Source organism: Nocardioides marmorisolisilvae, from assembly GCF_031656915.1.
Taxonomy (GTDB): domain Bacteria; phylum Actinomycetota; class Actinomycetes; order Propionibacteriales; family Nocardioidaceae; genus Marmoricola; species Marmoricola terrisoli.
The window spans coordinates 1827925-1845153 of record NZ_CP134227.1; the positions used below are offsets into that span (position 1 = coordinate 1827925).

Here is a 17229-nt window from a genome sequence, read left to right on the forward strand (position 1 = left end):
ACCCCAAGCGCGCCGAGGCGGCGCAGAATTGCACTCCAGACGCGCCGAAGCGGCTCGAATTCGCAGCACCATCCCAGGGATGTGCGAATCCGAGCCGCCTCGGGCTGTTCAGGCTGCAATTCCGGGCCGCCTCGGCGTACCCGTCGGCTAGTCCGCCGCGGCGTCCTACTTGGCGTTGTCCAGGGCGGCGGCCACCCGGCGGTGGGCCTCCCAGATCTCCTCGGGCATCCGGTCGAACTGCTTGAGGTGCTCCTCGCGGTAGCCCATCTCCTGCTTCCACCGCTCGACGTCGATGGTCAGGATCCGGTCCAGGTCCTCGGGCGCGATGTCGAGGCCTTCGAGGTCGAGCTCCTCCTTGGTCGGCACGATGCCGACGGGAGTCTCCCGGCCCTTGACCTCGCCGTTCTTCAGCTTCAGCAGCCACAGCAGCGGCCGCAGGTTCTCCCGGTATCCGGGCCACAGGAAGTGACCGTCCTCGGGGTCACGCTGGAACCAGTTGACGTGCGCGAAGATCGGCTGCTCGGAGGCAGCACCGACCACGTCGAGGTAGTGCCGCGCGTAGTCACCCTCGCCGTAGGCCATGAACGGCCGGTTCGACATCGGGTCGTAGCGGAGCACACCCTCGGTGCCCTCGGCCGCGAAGGTCGCCTCCGCACCCAGGGTGAGGCCGTCGTACACGCCCTCCGCGAGGTCGTGGATCGCCCGCACGAGCGGCTCGCGGTCGCGGGTGCGGCCGCCGAAGATGATCACGTCGATCGGGACGCCTGCCGCCGCGTTGTAGTCGGGGGCGATGTTCGGCACGTTGTCCAGCGTCGTGGTGAACCGGCTGTTCGGGTGCGCCCAAGGCTCGCCCTGCTGCTCCTCGGTGCGCTCCGAGATCGGGTTGCCCTTCCAGTCCAGCCACCCGTCGGTGTCGGCCGGCGGCTCGGGCGTGCGCCCCTCCCACCAGACCTCGCGGGTCTTCGGGTTGTAGGCGATGTTGGTGAAGATGCAGTCGGTGCCCTCGCCGACCGACTTCAGCGCAGTCGGGTTGGTGACCTCGTTGGTGTCCTTGGCGACACCGAACACGCCGTACTCCGGGTTCATCCCGTAGAGCTTGCCGGTGGTCTCGTCGACCCACAGCCACGCGATGTCGTCACCGTAGAACGACACGTGGTAGCGGTCGCCGAGGGCGTCGGGGGCCAGCATCATCGCGAGGTTGGTCTTGCCCGACGCACTCGGGAAGCCACCGCAGATGTGGTAGTCCTTGCCGGTCTCCTTGTCGTGGATCCCGATCAGCATGTACTGCTCGCCGAGGAACTTCTTCGACGCCCAGCCGTCGTACGCCGCCTGCCGCAGGCCGTGGGCGATCTTGCCCAGCAGCGCGTTGCCGCCGTACGACGAGCCGAAGTGCAGGATCGTCCGCTCGTCCGCCACGGTCACGAAGTAGCGCTGGTCGTCGGGGGTGCCGTGACCAAGGTTCTCCAGGTCGCCGGTCACGTGGACGGCGCGGACGAAGTGGTCCTGGTCCTCGAGGTCGTTGACGAACTCCACGCCCACCCGGGCCATCCGGATCATGTGCAGCACGACCGTGCGGGCGTCGGTGATCTCCACACCGGCGGCCCACGGGGCGAGTGCGTTGCCCGGAGGCGACATCAGGTAGGGGACGACGTACATCGTCTTGCCCGCCGACGCGCCCCGCATCTTGTCGATGACGACGGGCTTGATGTCCTCGGTGAGGCGCCAGTTGTTGTAGACGCCCTTGTCCTTGGGGTCACTGGTGGCGACGATCGTGCGCTCCTCCGAGCGCGCGGTGTCCTTGGAGTAGGAGCGGGAGAAGTAGCGGCCCTCCCCTGCGGGCTCCAGCTCGCCGGCGTCGAGCGCCTCCTGGATCAGTCGTGCGTCGTCGGCCGCGCTCACCACCTCGACGCGCTCCGCGCCGGTGAGCTCGGCCCAGTGCTTGACGTACTCGCGCACCTGCAGGTTCTTCAGACCCGCATCATCCAGGGCCTTCTCCACGTCAGCCATCGTCGTAACAGTCCTCTCAGTTGACGACCCAGAAGCGGGTCTCATCCTTGCATCGAGACGGTCCGTGCCGACGGGTGGGTCGCCATTGACACGTAACCCGACACGGTGGTTGGTGGGCAGGCTACATGAGTTGAAGACTTCCTCATCTTGTGTATCGTTCAAATCGGATTCCGGCATGGGGAGGTGCGATGAAGACCAATGTGCCGCTGTACCAGGCCAAGGCGGAGCTCTTCCGCAGTCTGGGCCACCCCGTCCGCATCCGGGTGCTGGAGATCCTCCAGGAGGGTCCCACGCCGGTGCGCGACCTGCTCGCCGAGATCGAGGTCGAGGCGTCCAACCTCTCCCAACAACTGGCCGTGCTCCGCAGGGCTGGCCTGGTCACCTCCTCACGCGAGGGATCCACGGTCCACTATCGGTTGAGCTCCCCCGAGGTCGCCGACCTGCTGTACGCCGGCCGCCGGCTGCTCGCCTCGGTCTGGACGGATACCGAGGGGATGCTCGCCGAGCTGCGGCAGACCTCGGCCTCCTGACCGCCCCCGACCGCTCACCTGCCGATGGTGATCGGCAGCTTCGTCGGAGGTCGGCCGCCGTGCACCGCGACGAGCGTCGCCCGACCGGGGTGGGCGCCGGCCGGCACCGTCACCTGCCAACTGACCCGGCCGAGGTCGCCGTGCCCGTCAGCCGTGCCGAGGGTCCAGTGTCTGCCGGATTGCCGCAGCTCGAGCCGAATCCCGATCAGCGGGCCATAGGGATCGCGCCGCTGCGAGGATGAGCATCCGAAGCCGCCACGTCCTTGCCCAGTGTCGTCGCAGTCCTTCACGAAGGCGCGCCCGCGGACTGTGATCGTCGAGCCGCGGGGCACCGTCGGGGGGTGCCCCGAGCCGCCGACCGTCTCGAGGACCGGGGCGGCACAGCTGGCAGCCGCCCGCTCCCCCGGCGCCGGGACGATGACGAAGCCGACCAGGACGAGGGCGATCCACCACGAGCGCATGCCGCTGGGACGTCCGGCATGCCCGGACGGTTCCACATCAACCGCCCAGCAACTCCACCAGCACCGCCGCCTGGCTGATCTCGACCGCCTTGCTGGCGGTCAGGACCGTCGCCGGGCCGGTGCCGATCCGCGTCCGCAGCGCGTCCAGCGCTTGGCGCCGCTCCGGCTCATCGAGCTCGGCGCGGTAGCGCTGCTGGAACTCCGCGAACTTGTCGGGATCGTGCGAGTACCACTTGCGCAGCTCGGTCGAGGGAGCGACGTCCTTGCACCATTCGTCGAGGTGGGCCTTGTCCTTGCTGAGCCCGCGCGGCCAGACCCGGTCGACGAGCACACGCAGGCCGTCGTGCGCGCCGGGCTCGTCGTACACCCGGGCCAGACGGACATGGGGACTGCGGCTCACCCGTCCAGCATGCCACCGCGGCGTCTCCCGGTGGACCGCATGCGTGGCGTCCGCAGCGGGCACCCCGCACCCGTGGACGGACTGAAGATGGCCTGGAGCATCAGCCTGATCGTCACCGTGATCGCCCTGCCGATGGGGCTGGTACGGCTGCTCGCGCTGCACTCGGGCGGGTTCGAGCCGTCCCGGACGATGCAGATCGCCGCCCGGTTCGCCCTCGGACTGGGTGCTGCGGGACTGTTCTGTCTGGGCACGCTGTCCGTCGTGCTGCTGATGCGATGAGGACCTCCGCGGCAGTCGGGCGCCGTACTGCGCGTCGGTGACGTGGTCGAGCCAGGTCACGACCTCGCCCCGGTCGTCGGCCTCCTGAAGAGCGACGCGCGCCATGAACCGGTCTGCGGTGGCGCCGTGCCAGTGCTCCTCGCCCGGCTCGATGGAGACGATGTCACCCGGTCGGATCTCCTCGGCGTCGCCGCCGCGGCGGGCCACATACCCGATCCCGTCAGTGACATAGAGGGGTTGGCCCTTGGGGTGGCGGTGCCACGCGGTCCGGACGCCAGGTGCGAACCGGACATGCGCGCAACCGACCGCGGACTGCTCGTCTAGCTTCGCGGTGTGACCCTCCTGCTCAGGGTGCACTGACCCGGACGAGCGACTTGATCGCGCGTCGCTCGCCAGGCATTCGACGTCTTCTCTTTGGCAATGCTGGTGCAGGGAGGCTTTCCTTTGTGCGCCCCGCGGCGAGCGATCGCGCGCGGTGCAGGTCTGGAGAGCCCGGCTGGGACTCTGGACAGCCGGGCTCTCCAGCCGTGGGAGCAGGGCGTCAGCGGGTGCGCTTCCCCGCGTCCCGGCTGCGCGGGCCTGATGTCAGCCAACTGGCTGCGGTCCGGCGCAGGGTTGTCGTAGCCGCGGTGAGGCGCCGCAGCAACGTGCGCCGCAGCGTCTCCCGGGCGGAAACCTCGGCCATCATCACCCCCTTTCCTGACGGGCTCGGCTTGACGGCCACGGCAGGGGATCAGGCGTTGATCTCCTTGCGGTCGGTGCTGCTCGCGCTGATCTCGACCTTGCGAGGCTTGGCCTTCTCCGCGATGGGGATGGTCAACGTGAGCACGCCGGCGTCGTAGGTGGCCTTGAGCTGGTCGGCGTCGAGAGTCTCGCCCAGGAAGAGCTGGCGGCTGAAGACCCCGTAGCCTCGCTCGTCGACCACCCGCTCGGCGCTGTCGCCGACGGGAGGCTTGCGCTCGGCGTGCACGGTGAGCACGTTCTGCTCCACGGTCAGATCGATGGAGTCCGGTGAGACCCCGGGCAGATCGAGGTGGACCACGAACGTGCCGTCGTCACGGTAGGCGGTCATCGGCATCGCCGCCGGCCGGGCACGGGTCCCCCACACCGCTTCGGCGAGCCGGTCGAGGTCCCGGAACGGGTCAGTGCGCATCAACATGGTTTCCTCCTCACGAACAAGGGTGATCTGTTTCCCGAACAGGTGTCAGGTCGTGGCACCGATCAGGAAATCTCTGTTGGACAATTGAGATTTTTACCCCTTGGAGACAGAATGATCAAGTAGTGACCGCAGAACATCCATCAAGAAGGGTGAGAAGGGTGATCCAGTCGATCGATGAGGCTCGCGCGATCCTCGGGGTGGCAGCGGAAAGCAGCCCGGCGACGGTGGCGCGCGCGTACCGGCGGCTGGCCCGGGCGACCCATCCCGACGTGTCGTCGGCCCCGGATGCTGCCGAACGGTTCGCCGCGATATGCGCCGCCTACGAGGTGCTCCGGCAGGCTCCGATCCGCCCAGCGCACCTCTCCGAGCCGGAGACCGCCGAGACCGGTTGGGACGCGGATGCCAGGGCGCCGCGGCCCGACGCAGTGCCCCTCGACCCGTCGGTGGCAGCCCGACCCTCGGGATGGCCGCCGAGAGGCACAAGGGGGTACTTCGGTCGGCCCGCGCCGGTGATCGTGGCCGGCCCGGTCACCGTGCTGCCGGCCGATCCGTCGCACCGTCGTCGCGGGCGGAAGGGGGATCGATGATGGTCGACCTGGACGCAGGACGCGGCCTGTTCTCGATCTCGGTGACCTCCGAGCTGACCGGCGTGAACCCGCAGATGCTGCGGGTCTATGAGCAGAAGGGGCTGTTGGCGCCAGAGCGCACCCAAGGAGGCACCCGTCGCTACAGCGGCCAAGACCTCGAGCGGATCGAGCAGATCACCACCCTGCTCTCCGACGGGCTCAACCTCGCCGGCATCGACGTGGTCCTCCAATTGCGGGCCGAGAACCAGCGCCTGCAACGCGAGATCGACCGCCTGCGCCCCGATCGAGGTCGTCCTTCGACCAGCAGGCGGACGCCGTCGGATCCCACTCGTTGACCGCGTCTTGCATCTGCGGTACGCCGCCTCCTCCATCAGACCCGGCCGCGGTTCGGCCGCAGGGGATCGGAGGCGCTTGCGCGACATGGGCTCAGATCGTTTTCGCAGCGCGGACTGGCTCACCTCCAAGGCCGTGCGGAGAGCGCCGAAGCGACGCCCTCGAGGAGTGGCTTCAGGGTTGGATGTTCTCCAGGTCCGCGATCAGCTTGGGGTGGGTCGGCCGCCAGCCGAGCTGCTCGCGCGTTGCGGCGCTGGAGGACGGTTGGTCCATCGCGAAGACCGGGCCGATCGGTCCGAAAGTGTCGGTCGGGACCTGCTCGACGGGTACGCCGAGCCGGCGCCCGATGACCTCGGCGATGTCGCGGACCGCGACGCCCTCGTCATCGACCGCGTGCCACGAGCTGCCAGCGGGTGCGGACTCCAGCGCGAGGCGGAACAGGACCGAGGCGTCGAGTGCGTGCACCGCGGGCCAGCGTTGGGTGCCGTCGCCGGGGTAGCCGGACACACCCGAGCTGCGGGCGATCGTGGTCAGCAGGCCGGCGAACCCCCCGTTGCCGTTGTTGTGCACGGTTCGCGGTAGCCGTACGGCAGACGCCCGGACGCCGCGCGATGCCAGCGCGAGGATCGCCGACACGGTGCGACCGCGGCCGCCGACCGGACCGTCGGTCGGGATCGGGTCTGCCTCGGTGGACACCCGACCGGGCACCGATGGCGTGCCGGAGACGGTGACGAGCGGACGGTCGGTGCCGATCAGGGTCTCACCGAGCGCGTTGAGCGCGGCCGTCTCCTCGGCGATCGCCCGGTCCAGGGCTTCCGGGCTGCTGAAGTCGTTGGCGAAGGCGAGGTGGATGACGCCATCGGCCTGCTCGGCGGCGTTACGGATCACCTCGAGGTCGGCGAGGCTGCCGTGGACCGGCGTACCACCTGCTGCCAGGACCGCCCGCGCGGAGGCAGCGGAGCGAGCGAGGACGTCGACCGTGTGGTCGTGGGCGAGGAGGTCGGCGACGACGGCGGAGCCGACCAGCCCGGTGCCGCCGGTGATGAAGACCTTGATGGCGTTCTCCTGAAGTGATGGGACTGATGTCCCATCACCATAGCACGTGATGGGATAAGTGTCCCATCACCTAGGATGAGCGTCATGGCGAGGTGGGAACCGGGAGCACGCGAGCGGATCGTTCTCGCTGCCCTCGACCTCTTCACCGAGCAGGGGTACGACGACACCACGGTCGCGCAGATCGCCGAGCGCGCCGGCATCACCAAGAGCACGTTCTTCCGGCACTTCCCCGACAAGCGCGAACTGCTCGCCGCCGGTCAGGAGACACTGAGCCGGTTGCTGAGCGAAGGCATCGCGGAGGCCCCGGCGGGCGCGAGCCCGTTGGATGCGGTCGCCGCTGGACTCGAACGTGCGTCCAGCGAGATGGGCCCCATCAACCGCGAGCTCGGTCCGCGCATCTCGGCCGCGGTTGCCGCGAGTGCGGAACTGCAGGAGCGGGCGCTGCTCAAGAACGTCGGCCTGGCTGCGGCGATGACCGCAGCGCTCGTCGGTCGCGGAACCCCGGACCCGGTGGCGCACCTCGCGGCTGAGCTGGGAGTCCTCGCGTTCAAGCGGGGCTTCGCCGAGTGGACCGAGGGTGACGGGGACGGGACCGACCCGCTGGCGCCGTACACACTGGCTGCGCTGAACGAACTTCGAGTAGCAACCGCCTCGCTCGGATAGGCAGGTTCCGCCCGGTGTGGTCTCGCTTCTCGACGGCGGCGGAGACGCGGTCTCCAACGCGGAGATCGCCGAACAGCTCACCCTCTCTCGGCGCACGATCGAGTGGCATCTGCGTCACGCGTTCCACAAACTCGGCATCACCAGCCGCACGGAGCCGGTGTCGGCTCTCGCAGCCGCGCAGCCCACGAATCCCCGTGAGCCCCGCGCAAACCCCAGTGCGGCGCGGGCAAAGACCGGTACTGGGCTTGGTTGACCCTCATTCCGAGGAGGGCAAGCGTGAGAGACGACGCCGAGCGTTCTCGGGAACGGTTGTCGCCCCCCTGCTCCCCTCCTGATTGGACGGCCTCGACATGCCCCTCCTTCGACCCCGTCCCGCCGGGCCGGGCATCGGGCAACGCGTCGCGCTCTCGGTCGTGATCGCCGTCTTCCTCGGCGCCTCGTCGATCCTGACAGTCCCCCTGCCTGCCGCCTCGGCCCATTCCGACGACTACAACACCACCTACGACCACAGCAGCGATGTGGTCGTAGGAGACGACTCCAGGGCCGACTGGATGGCTGGGATTTCGGACGATTTCAGACTGAGCGACCTTTCGATCCCTGGCACGCACGACTCGGGGGCATACGCGATCGGCGGCGACGCGGTGCAGACCCAATCCAAGACGATCGCCGAACAGCTCAGGGCGGGCATCCGGGCCTTCGACATCCGGCTTGGCAACGATGACATTTGCAAGGGCCCGACGCTGTGGGTCATGCATGGTGTCGTCTGCCAGTTCGCGACCTTCGACTCGGTGCTCAGCACGATCTCCACGTACTTCAAGAGCCACCCCAACGAAGCAGTGGTGATGCTGATCGGGCACGAGCACGGGGACATGAGTCACGCGGATTTCAAGGCCGCGGTCAAGGCGGACTTCGACCATTTCCCGGGTTTGCGCTGGACGGGTGCGACCAGCAATGACGTCAACCCCTCCCTGAAGGAGATGCGCCACCACGTCGTCGTCCTGGACAACTACTCCGACGATCCCGGCCCTATCACCGACATCGGGATCAAGAACAACAGCCAGGTCAAAGCACAGAACAAGTGGGACCAGCCGGACCAGATGCACCTGGCCGACAAGTACTTCGCCATCAAGACACAATTCGACACATCGAGCGCTGGACCGGCCAACCAGATCTACGCGAACTACCTGAGCGCCGCCAACGGTGCGACGCCCGCGTTCTTCGCCAGCGGCCAGGACGCGCCGGCGAACGGCAGCCCTCCCGCGCCGACGCCCTGGATCCCGGCGAACTGCTCCGCCAATCCCCGGTGTCTGCCGGAATACACCGTCAAGGACGGCTGGGTCTACTACCGGGGGCTCAACTCACTCGCCGGCGCGTACCTCGACGGCCACCCCGTCAACCGGGCCGGCCTCGTCTTCGCCGACTTCCCCGGGCACGGACTGATCTGGAAGATCATCGCGATCAACTCGCGCCTGACCCGGTTCAATCCCGTCGCCGCTCCGACCTACCCCGCTCCGAATGCGAGCGGTTGGTACACCAGCGTGCCAGTGACCGTCACCTGGAACTGGTCGGTCGACCCCACGGGCGGCGACACGTCTGCGACATCGAAGACCTGTCCGTCTACGAGCACCGCGCTCACCTACGGTGACCGCTTGCTCAGCGCCACGTGTACAGACAAGGAAGGCAAGTCGACCACCGCCACGGTGGCACTCAAGATCGATACGACCGCGCCAGATGTCAAGAACGTCACCGTGGACCGGAATTGGTCGTCCTACTCCTGGTACAACCAGGACGTCACCGTCACCTACGGATGGCACGACGACCTGCCCAACGTGCCCCAGTCGGGGCTCGACCCGGCTGCATGCCCAGCGACCAAGACCAGTTCGGGTGTCGGGGACGACGTCACTGTCACGGCGACCTGCAAGGACCTCGCCGGAAACGCCAACACGAAGACCTACCACTTCCAAATCGACAAAGCAGCACCATCCGCGAGTCCGACGTACCCCGCCGCCGACTACGGCTCGTGGTACGGCTCGGACACCAAGGTGACCTGGAACTGGTCCGACGATCTGTCGGGAATCGATTCGACCAGGTGCCCTGCGTCATCGACCACGACCGGTGAGGGGTCGGTCGAGGTGTCGGCGACGTGCTACGACCAGGCGGGCAACCCTACGACGAAGACTGCGTCCGTCCACGTCGACAAGACTGCGCCGAGCTCCACCCCGACGCACGCCGTTCCGAACTCGTTCGGCTGGTTCCGGTCCGACGTCGCCGTGAGTTGGTTCTGGCGTGACTACTTCTCGGGAATCGACACCTCCCACGGGTGCGCGGCCTCGACCACGTCATCGGGGGAAGGCTCGGCAGTCGTCGTCTCCGACACGTGCGCCGATCACGTCGGCAACTCGAGCACCGCGAGCACCACGTTCAAGGTCGACAAGACAAAGCCGACCAGCGCGCCGACGGCTCCAGCAGCAAACGCCGCCGGCTGGCACAACAGCGATGTCAAGGCCACCTGGAACTGGTCGGATGCGCTGTCGGGGCTCGACACCCCCCGTTGCCCGGAGACCGCCACGACGAGCGAGGAGGGGGCCGATGTGGGCGTGACCGCGACCTGCTACGACAAGGCCGGCAACTCGCTCACCCGAAGCATGAGCTTCAAGGTCGACAAGACCAAGCCGACGCTGAGTCCGACGATCACGCCGATCCCGATTCTGCGTGCGAGCTCGGCCGTCGCTGACCCCGGGGCTAGCGACGCGCTGTCCGGCGTGGCGACTTCCTCGTGCGACCCCGTCGACACCTCCACGATCGGCCGACACACGATCGAGTGCCGCGCCACCGATCGTGCGGGAAACACGGCCACGCGTACCGTCAACTACATCGTCGAGCTCTCGATCGTGCGGCAGGCTCCCGAGGTCACCAGCATCGCGGGCCGCGGCAGCCGAGTGGTGCGGTTCCAGCTTTCCGACGCCGCCGGTCCCATACCCGACGACCTGGCGAACCAGCTGGCCAAGGGTTGCGCCGCGACCGTGACTCTGGGAACCGGTGTCCCCGAGTGCCCGACGTACGACGCGGGGTCACAGACCTTCCGCGCGATCATCCGGGCCGACGGAAGCTATCCCTCCGGAAGCATGGTCCCGCTGACGGTGGCCGTCGCAGCGGCAGACACCACCATCGTGGCGTCCGACACGACACAGGTCCGCGTCCGATGAGCCGGATGCACCGGCGCTCGCAGCGGCGAGGTGCTGGGCTCCTGCGGAGCCGGAAAGCGCTAAAGGCCGCTGCCTTCGGAGAACCGGACGTCAGCAAAGCGGCGCCCGTCTGCGAGGCGCACCATGGCGCGGTGCGGGACATCGCAATGTGGAGCTGAGGGAGCTGATGGTGTCTTGGTTCAGGACATAGGTCCCAACTGACACGTCCCACGTGAGTCGGGACATGCGTCACAGTCCCGTGGCATGCCGAAAGCCAGGGTCGCGGTCCTCAAAGTCGTCACCAAAGAACGCACCGTCACCGCTGCCGCCGAGCGGTACGGATTCTCCCGTAGGCATCTCCACCGACTACTTAGGAATCTTCATGCCGGTGCCGCCGTCAACCGGCTCCCCGGTGTAGGTGGTCTCCATGGGGGATGGTTCGTCCGCGGCGCGCATGGCAGGCGGCACGGCGGCTCGAAATCAACGACCTCGTAGGTGTAGGAGAGCCGTCGGTCGAGGAAGACGGCTTCGAAGTCCATCTGTGACCCGAACTTCACCAGCGGTGTGGTCCGCCACTTCACCGAATGAATGTTGGCGTACCACTCGGGGGCCTTCGTCGGGTCACCTGCGCACGAAGCGACTTCGTCGACCGCGAACTCGATGACTGCATGGAACTCGACGTCGACGTTCACCCCTCGACTATGCGCGTTTTCGCCACACCGGCCACGGAGCCTGCCAGGGCAGGCACCGGCGAGCGCGTCTCCGCGCGCAGCCCCGTCGCAGCGGAGCGTGCCACCCCGACACCGTGATGCACGTCGAGTCCGAGCCTCCACGCGGCGAAGCGACGCGTCGGTGTGCTGCACCCTTCGGACCGTGCGGCCGTGGGGCCGTCAGGAAGTGCATCCCCAGCCGTCGTGGTCGGCGTCGAGTCGGTAGGGGTCGCTGCCTGTTACTCGGACCGGCTTCTTCGAGGCGGGGATGTCGGCGCAGTTGAGGTCTGAGACCCGGGGCAGGCAGGGCGAGTAGTCGGGTTCGCAGCCGCTGCCGCTGCCCTTGCTCGCGGCGTGTGTCGTCGGCGCCGTCGCATGGGCGGTTGTGGTCGCGACGGACGGGGCGCCGATGTATCGGCGGTAGGCGGAGACCCAGTTGGTGTCCTCCATCTTCTGGGCGCGAGCCAGGCTGAGTTGGCCGGCGCAGACCAGGTCATGCAGCTTGTTCTCGACGGCATCCTTCGTGCGTGCTCCCCAGCGGCCCGCATACGGCTCGGGCCACAGATTGGTGATCGCATTGGACCCACCCAGCTCGAGGGAGACCAGGTGGTCGACCTCGTGGGCGTAGGGAACGTGGGCGACGTGGTAGCGGGCGTAGACGGCGCTGCTTTCCGATTCCGGCACGTCCCGCACGCTGGCGGCGTAACCGGGTGCGCACACCCTGGCGCGGCTGGTGGTCAGCACCGCACCGGGAGTCAGGACACGGTTCGGCAGGTCCGCCGCGCGAACTCCGGCCACGCGGGCCCGGGTCACCCGGGGCGCCGGCTTGGCAGTGGCCTTGGGCGGGGATTTGTGCAGCAGACCTCGATGGGTCGTGGCAGACCCGCGATGCGTCGACGCCGCGGACGGGGTCCGAACGGCTCTGGCCTGATGGACTGCTGTCGCCCTGTGGGCGGTCTGGGGGCTTTCGGAGGAGCAGCCGGTCACCGCAACGATGGTCGCCGCCGTCACGGCGGCGGTCAGGACGGCCAACCTGGAAGTCCTGCGGTGTCTCATGCAGCCAGCTCCTGTGGTGGGCCGGATGCCGCTCACTCGGGCAGGGACGACCGGTCCTGCGTTCTCGATGTACCAAGGTGTCACCAGATGCGAACGGGCGTGGACGATTCCCGGATCTGGGCTCCGAAGATCGCACGAGGTGCGGCTCACGTTGTCCGGACGAAGACGCAACGTCGGCGACCCACAAGGTCTCTCACAGCGAATCGCCGCTGTGTCGCAGGGCGCGGCGGATGGGCATGAGCCGCTGTCGCGGCGGTGTGCCGCACTCAATGCAGCAGATCTGGACATGCATGCTGGGCATGACCTGACGCGGGTGTGAGCCGGGCCCGGGAGGGCACACCGGCAGGATGACCGTCTACATCGCGTGGACCTCGGCGGACCTCCAGCAGTTCGACTCGTTACGAGACCTGGTTGGGCCATGGCGTGAAGTCTCGGTAGCTGCCGCTGAGCTGGCCTTTGTCGACAGTGACGAGGCGCTCTCTCAGGTCTACCACTCGTTGAAATGGGCACTGCCCGAAGGCGTCGCCCTCGTAGTGGCACCCGTTGCCGATCTGCCGAAGACAAAGGGACTGCCTCCTGGCACGACCAGCTGGCTTCGGGCGCGGCTCAGGTGACCACCGGTTCGCCACCGGCCAGGAAGATCCACACCCGTCGCGCGGAGTGTCGCACCCTCGATTGGCGCGAACTGGGCCTTCCATCACGCGCGAGGCCCGTCACCTCGGGCCGGTGAGGCCGAGCGGTGGGGTGTTGCTAAAGTCACCGACAACCACACGGGAGTCCGCGGCAGCGGGCTGAGATGGAGCTGGAGCCGCTCCGACCGTCGAACCTGATCCGGGTCATGCCGGCGAAGGAAGTGAAGGAGCTGTGCTCGTGTTACCCCGCATCTTCTGTCTGGTCGACGCCGCCCACCTGTCTCTCCTGCCTGCGATCGCGGAGACAGGCGTGGACGGCTTCCAGGTCCGCGCGAAGGCCGTGGCCGACTCGACGCTCCTCGCGTTCACGGAGTCGGTGGTCGCTGTAGTCCGGCCGCTCGGAGGGGTCGTCGTGGTCAACGACCGCGTCGACATCGCGTTGGCGGCGGGTGCTGACGGCGTGCATCTCGGCCGGCACGACCTGCCGGTCGATGTGGCCCGCCGGCTCGCTCCCGGGCTGCTGATCGGCGCGACCTGCCGGGACCGCGAGCAGGCGCGACGGGCCGCCACCAACGGAGCGGACTACGCCGGGTTCGGGCCGATCTTCGCCACCGCGAGCAAGACGGGTCTGCCGGCCCCGCTCGGGATCGCGGCGGTTCGCGCGGCCGCCGGTGTCCTGCCGCTGGTCGGGATCGGGGGCATCGACGCGGCCACCGCGCGTGCCGTCCTGGAAGCGGGCGCGGCTGGTGTCGCGGTGATCGGCGCGATCTGGCGACAACGAGATCCGCTTGCCGCAGCGAGAGAGCTCGTCGAAGCGGTCGCCTGATGCGGGTTCGGATCCTCGGGGCCGGGATCATCGGCTTGTCCTGTGCCGAGGAGCTGATCCGGCGTGGGCACGAGGTCGTCGTGGTCGACCGCGACCCGGGCCGCGGCGCGTCGTACGCCGCGGCCGGGATGCTCAGCCCCTCATCGGAGGTGTGGCACGGCGAAGGGGCGTTGCTCGACCTCGGCCTGCGCAGCATGGCGCTGTGGCCCGGGTACGCCGGCCGGTTGGGGATTCCCCTCCACACCACAGGCACTCTCCTGGTCGGCCGCGACGGTGGCGACCTCCAGCTCGTCGAGCGCCAATGCGCACTCCTGGCGAGGCATGGCCTCGATGTACCGATGCTGGAGCGGCGCCAGGTCCGCCGACGCGAGCCGATGCTCGGACCGCGGGTCGCCGGGGGCGCCTGGCTGCGCGACGACCACAGCGTCGACCCGCGCGCGGTGCTGGCCGCACTCCTGGTCCGCGCCCGTGTTGTGGCGGAAAGCGCGGCGCCGGCTGAGGTCACGGTCGTCGCGACGGGTTCTCGACTGCCCGAGCCCTTCGGTCGTCTCGTGCGGGGGGTACGCGGCGAGATCGTCCGCGCCCGCGGCGACGGTCTGCCGGCGCACACAGTCCGGGGCTGGGTGCACGGCGATCCGGTCTACGTGGTCCCACGGGCGTCGGGCGAGGTGGTCATCGGGGCGACATCGGAGGAGCACGACGGGCCGCCAGTGGTCAGTGTCGGCGGCGTGGCGCGGCTGCTCCAGGCGGCGCGCGAGCTGGTCCCCGGACTCGACCGGGCCGAGTTCGTCGAGGCGATCGCCCGCGACCGTCCGGGCACGGCGGACAACCTTCCGCTGGTCGGGCCTTCGGAGGTGGACGGCGTCGTGCTCGCGGCGGGCCACTTCCGGCACGGCGTACTCCTCGCGCCACTGACCGCACAGCTGGTGGCCGACCACCTCGAGACCGGGTGCGTCGAGCCCGCCCTCGACCCGCGCCGGCTCTCCCGAGACGGACTGACACGAGAAGGGACGAGTCGATGACGATCATCCTCAACGGGGCGTTGGCCGACGGAGCGGACACCGTCGCCGATCTGGTCGAGCGCCATCTCCCACTGGTCAGGCCGACGGGGGTCGCGGTTGCCGTCAACGCCACCGTGGTCCCCCGTGACCGCTGGGCCGCGTGGCCGTTGCGCGAGGGCGACGTCGTGGACATCGTGACGGCGGTGCAGGGCGGATGAGCGTCACGATCGCGGGTCGGGATCTCGCGTCGCCACTGTTCCTCGGCACCGGTGGGTTGCCGCACCTCTCGCTGCTGGAGCCGGTGCTCGAGGCGGCAGGGCCGGGCCTGGTGACCGTGGCGGTACGCCGCACGTCGGCCCTGCAGTCCGGGGGCCTGCTCGACACGATCAGGCGAGCCGGCGTGCCGGTGCTGCCGAACACGGCCGGCTGCACGAGCGCCCGCGAAGCGGTGCTGACCGCGCGGCTGGCTCGGGAGGCGCTCGGCACGACCTGGGTCAAGCTCGAGGTGATCGGCGACGAAACGAGCCTGATGCCCGACGCGGTCGAGCTGCTCGAGGCCGCGGCGATCCTGGTCGGTGACGGATTCGCGGTGCTGCCGTACACCACCGACGACCCGGTGCTGGCTCGTCGCCTCGAGGACCTCGGGTGCGCGGCGGTGATGCCGCTCGGCGCGCCGATCGGGTCGGGCCTGGGGATCCTCAACCCGCACGCGATCGAGGCTGTCGTCGCTTCGGTGTCGGTGCCGGTCGTGCTCGACGCCGGCGTCGGTACGGCGAGCGACGCGGCGTACGCGATGGAGCTCGGGTGTTCCGCCGTCCTCGCTGCGACGGCGATGACGCGTGCGGACGACCCGGTCGCGATGGCCCGGGCGCTGCGGCTCGGGGTCGAGGCGGGCCTTGCCGCGCGGCGCGCCGGCCGAATCCCCCGGCGCACGACGGCCCGCGCGTCCAGCCCGACGAGCGGAATGGTCGGGACCGTCGGATGAAGGTGCCACGACTGGTGTTGCTGACCGACCGGACCCAGCTGTCCGCGGCGCGCGGCCTGGTCGAGACCGTGCGCGTCTGTGCGGAGGCCGGGTTACGACAGGTGGTGGTGCGGGAGCACGACCTGGACCAGGACACGCGTCACCGGTTGGTCATCGACCTCGCCGCGATCGACGGCCTGGTCGTGATCTCCTCCCGACGGCCCGAGCCGGCCGCCGCCGGCATCCACCTGGCCGCCTGCCAGGCCGCCCCGGACACGGGATGGTTCGGGCGGTCGTGCCATACGGTCGAGGAGGTGCACCGTGCGGCGGCCGAGGGTGCCGGCTACGTCACGCTGTCGCCGTTCGCGGCGACCCGGAGCAAGCCCGGCTACGGCCCGCCGGTGGACCTCGACGCCTACGCCGACGGCTACGGCGTTCCGGTGCTGGCTCTCGGTGGCATCGGACCTGGCGACGCGGCACGGGCGCTGGCGGCCGGCGCCCACGGTGTCGCGGTGATGGGCGCGGTGATGCGCGCCGCCGACCCGGCCGCGGTCGTGCGTGGGCTCCTCGCGGAGGTCGGAGGATGAGCTCACCGGCCGTCGTCCTCGCCGTCGCCGGCACCGACTCCGGTGGCGCCGCAGGTATTGCCGCGGACCTGACCACGTTCGGTGACCTCGGTGCCCACGGAGTTGTCGCCGTCACTGCCGTCACCGCCCAGGACACCACCGGCGTCCGCTCGGTCCACGCGGTGCCCGCCGCGATCGTGCTTGCCCAGCTCGAGGCGGTGGTCGAGGACCTGCCGGTGGCGGCGGTCAAGACCGGCATGCTCGGCACCGCGGAGGTCGTCGCGCTGGTCGCCGACCGGCTGAGCGCCCTGGGTGTTCCGCTGGTGGTCGACCCGGTCTTGGTCGCGACCAGCGGCGCGGTGCTCGGCGATGCGGAGACCATGCACGCCTACGTCGAGCGCCTGCTGCCGGTGGCGAGCGTGATCACCCCGAACGCCGACGAGGCCCGCGCCCTGCTCGGCGCAACCGGACCTCCCGACCGGATGGCCACGGCGCTGACCAGGCTCGGCCCGGCCGTCGTGCTCACCGGCGGCGGACTGGCCGGCACGTGCACCGACTGGGTCGCCGTACCAGGCGAAGCGCCGGTGGCGCTGTCGCACCCGGCCGTCGAGACCACGAACGACCACGGCACCGGCTGCACCTTCAGCGCAGCCCTCGCCGTCCACCTCGCCCACGACATCCCTCTGATCACGGCGGCGCGAAAGGCCGCCGCCTACACCGCCGGACGACTCCGGCTCAGCCAGCCCTGGAGCCTCGGCCGCGGCCGCGGCCCGATCGCCCACACCCGATCGTCGAAATCCTGAGGAGAACCCGC

22 protein-coding genes, 1 pseudogene and 1 riboswitch are annotated in these 17229 nt (G+C 69.3%); of the genes and pseudogenes, 14 read left to right on the forward strand and 9 right to left on the reverse strand.

Features of this window, described 5'->3' with window-relative positions; genetic code table 11:
- Positions 1 to 165 precede the first annotated feature (165 nt).
- Positions 166 to 2007, reverse strand: a complete 1842-nt coding sequence (locus Q9R13_RS08650) for a phosphoenolpyruvate carboxykinase (GTP) (RefSeq protein WP_310964697.1) — start codon at positions 2005 to 2007, stop codon at positions 166 to 168.
- A gap of 188 nt (positions 2008 to 2195) precedes the next feature.
- Between Q9R13_RS08650 and Q9R13_RS08655 the strand changes: the two genes are divergently transcribed.
- Positions 2196 to 2537: an ArsR/SmtB family transcription factor gene (locus tag Q9R13_RS08655; RefSeq protein ID WP_310964698.1), complete on the forward strand. Its 342-nt coding sequence runs from the start codon at positions 2196 to 2198 to the stop codon at positions 2535 to 2537.
- 14 nt (positions 2538 to 2551) lie between these two features.
- Here Q9R13_RS08655 and Q9R13_RS08660 read toward each other — a convergent pair whose 3' ends face one another.
- Together Q9R13_RS08660 and Q9R13_RS08665 are read right to left on the reverse strand one after the other, a co-directional pair.
- A complete protein-coding gene (locus Q9R13_RS08660; RefSeq protein WP_310964699.1) occupies positions 2552 to 3034 on the reverse strand; it encodes a hypothetical protein in 483 nt (160 codons plus the stop codon).
- A gap of 1 nt (position 3035) precedes the next feature.
- On the reverse strand, positions 3036 to 3398 hold the full coding sequence (locus tag Q9R13_RS08665) for a DUF488 domain-containing protein (RefSeq protein WP_310965063.1): 363 nt from the start codon (positions 3396 to 3398) through the stop codon (positions 3036 to 3038).
- A gap of 72 nt (positions 3399 to 3470) precedes the next feature.
- On the opposite strand from Q9R13_RS08665, the gene Q9R13_RS08670 reads away from it, so the two are divergent.
- Positions 3471 to 3677 (forward strand): hypothetical protein, encoded by a 207-nt coding sequence (locus Q9R13_RS08670; RefSeq protein WP_310965150.1) that lies wholly within the window; start codon positions 3471 to 3473, stop codon positions 3675 to 3677.
- Positions 3678 to 3836: 159 nt separating this feature from the next.
- Here Q9R13_RS08670 and Q9R13_RS08675 read toward each other — a convergent pair.
- From Q9R13_RS08675 to Q9R13_RS08685, 3 genes and pseudogenes are all read right to left on the reverse strand, one after another.
- A pseudogene (locus Q9R13_RS08675) lies at positions 3837 to 4034 on the reverse strand (hypothetical protein); the annotation flags it as partial.
- 184 nt (positions 4035 to 4218) lie between these two features.
- Entirely contained in the window at positions 4219 to 4362 is a 144-nt protein-coding gene (locus Q9R13_RS08680; protein ID WP_310964700.1) for a hypothetical protein, read from the reverse strand.
- A 48-nt stretch (positions 4363 to 4410) separates the two neighbouring features.
- On the reverse strand, positions 4411 to 4836 hold the full coding sequence (locus Q9R13_RS08685) for an Hsp20/alpha crystallin family protein (protein ID WP_310964701.1): 426 nt from the start codon (positions 4834 to 4836) through the stop codon (positions 4411 to 4413).
- Positions 4837 to 4994: 158 nt separating this feature from the next.
- Here Q9R13_RS08685 and Q9R13_RS08690 point away from each other — a divergent pair, with 158 nt between their 5' ends.
- On the forward strand, positions 4995 to 5423 hold the full coding sequence (locus Q9R13_RS08690; RefSeq protein WP_310964702.1) for a DnaJ domain-containing protein: 429 nt from the start codon (positions 4995 to 4997) through the stop codon (positions 5421 to 5423).
- Positions 5420 to 5758 carry a MerR family transcriptional regulator gene (locus Q9R13_RS08695; protein ID WP_310964704.1) on the forward strand — a complete coding sequence of 113 codons (339 nt, stop codon included), beginning with the start codon at positions 5420 to 5422 and terminating at the stop codon, positions 5756 to 5758. Before Q9R13_RS08690 ends, Q9R13_RS08695 begins: the two co-directional genes overlap by 4 nt.
- Before the next feature lie 172 nt (positions 5759 to 5930).
- Here Q9R13_RS08695 and Q9R13_RS08700 read toward each other — a convergent pair whose 3' ends face one another.
- Positions 5931 to 6863 (reverse strand): SDR family oxidoreductase, encoded by a 933-nt coding sequence (locus tag Q9R13_RS08700; RefSeq protein WP_310965064.1) that lies wholly within the window; start codon positions 6861 to 6863, stop codon positions 5931 to 5933.
- A 33-nt stretch (positions 6864 to 6896) separates the two neighbouring features.
- Between Q9R13_RS08700 and Q9R13_RS08705 the strand changes: the two genes are divergently transcribed.
- The 3 genes from Q9R13_RS08705 (at position 6897) to Q9R13_RS08710 (ending at position 10681) form a co-directional block, all read left to right on the forward strand.
- Entirely contained in the window at positions 6897 to 7475 is a 579-nt protein-coding gene (locus Q9R13_RS08705) for a TetR/AcrR family transcriptional regulator (RefSeq protein WP_310964705.1), read from the forward strand.
- Positions 7476 to 7491: 16 nt separating this feature from the next.
- Positions 7492 to 7728: a helix-turn-helix domain-containing protein gene (locus Q9R13_RS20250; protein WP_397219274.1), complete on the forward strand. Its 237-nt coding sequence runs from the start codon at positions 7492 to 7494 to the stop codon at positions 7726 to 7728.
- A 97-nt stretch (positions 7729 to 7825) separates the two neighbouring features.
- Entirely contained in the window at positions 7826 to 10681 is a 2856-nt protein-coding gene (locus Q9R13_RS08710; RefSeq protein WP_310964707.1) for a phosphatidylinositol-specific phospholipase C domain-containing protein, read from the forward strand.
- Between the two features lie 359 nt (positions 10682 to 11040).
- On the opposite strand, the gene Q9R13_RS08715 is transcribed toward Q9R13_RS08710, so the two are convergent.
- Both Q9R13_RS08715 and Q9R13_RS08720 read right to left on the reverse strand, forming a co-directional pair.
- The gene (locus Q9R13_RS08715) at positions 11041 to 11352 is read right to left on the reverse strand and encodes an SRPBCC family protein (protein ID WP_310964709.1); all 312 of its coding nucleotides are present in this window, start codon (positions 11350 to 11352) and stop codon (positions 11041 to 11043) included.
- Positions 11353 to 11550: 198 nt separating this feature from the next.
- Positions 11551 to 12054 carry a hypothetical protein gene (locus tag Q9R13_RS08720; protein ID WP_310964710.1) on the reverse strand — a complete coding sequence of 168 codons (504 nt, stop codon included), beginning with the start codon at positions 12052 to 12054 and terminating at the stop codon, positions 11551 to 11553.
- A gap of 719 nt (positions 12055 to 12773) precedes the next feature.
- Here Q9R13_RS08720 and Q9R13_RS08725 point away from each other — a divergent pair.
- From Q9R13_RS08725 to thiD, 7 genes are all read left to right on the forward strand, one after another.
- Positions 12774 to 13040 (forward strand): hypothetical protein, encoded by a 267-nt coding sequence (locus Q9R13_RS08725; RefSeq protein ID WP_310964711.1) that lies wholly within the window; start codon positions 12774 to 12776, stop codon positions 13038 to 13040.
- A 146-nt stretch (positions 13041 to 13186) separates the two neighbouring features.
- Positions 13187 to 13296: riboswitch (TPP riboswitch) on the forward strand.
- The gene (gene thiE, locus Q9R13_RS08730; RefSeq protein ID WP_310964712.1) at positions 13297 to 13884 is read left to right on the forward strand and encodes a thiamine phosphate synthase; all 588 of its coding nucleotides are present in this window, start codon (positions 13297 to 13299) and stop codon (positions 13882 to 13884) included.
- Entirely contained in the window at positions 13884 to 14906 is a 1023-nt protein-coding gene (locus tag Q9R13_RS08735) for an FAD-dependent oxidoreductase (protein ID WP_310964713.1), read from the forward strand. Before thiE ends, Q9R13_RS08735 begins: the two co-directional genes overlap by 1 nt.
- Positions 14903 to 15103, forward strand: coding sequence for a sulfur carrier protein ThiS (gene thiS / locus Q9R13_RS08740; RefSeq protein WP_310964715.1), 201 nt, complete (start codon positions 14903 to 14905; stop codon positions 15101 to 15103). The genes Q9R13_RS08735 and thiS overlap by 4 nt, the downstream gene beginning before the upstream one ends.
- Complete coding sequence (locus Q9R13_RS08745) at positions 15100 to 15870, forward strand: thiazole synthase (protein ID WP_310964716.1); 771 nt, start codon at positions 15100 to 15102, stop codon at positions 15868 to 15870. The genes thiS and Q9R13_RS08745 overlap by 4 nt, the downstream gene beginning before the upstream one ends.
- Positions 15867 to 16436, forward strand: coding sequence for a thiamine phosphate synthase (locus tag Q9R13_RS08750; protein WP_310964717.1), 570 nt, complete (start codon positions 15867 to 15869; stop codon positions 16434 to 16436). The genes Q9R13_RS08745 and Q9R13_RS08750 overlap by 4 nt, the downstream gene beginning before the upstream one ends.
- Positions 16433 to 17218: a bifunctional hydroxymethylpyrimidine kinase/phosphomethylpyrimidine kinase gene (thiD, locus tag Q9R13_RS08755; RefSeq protein WP_310964718.1), complete on the forward strand. Its 786-nt coding sequence runs from the start codon at positions 16433 to 16435 to the stop codon at positions 17216 to 17218. The genes Q9R13_RS08750 and thiD overlap by 4 nt, the downstream gene beginning before the upstream one ends.
- Positions 17219 to 17229: the final 11 nt, after the last annotated feature.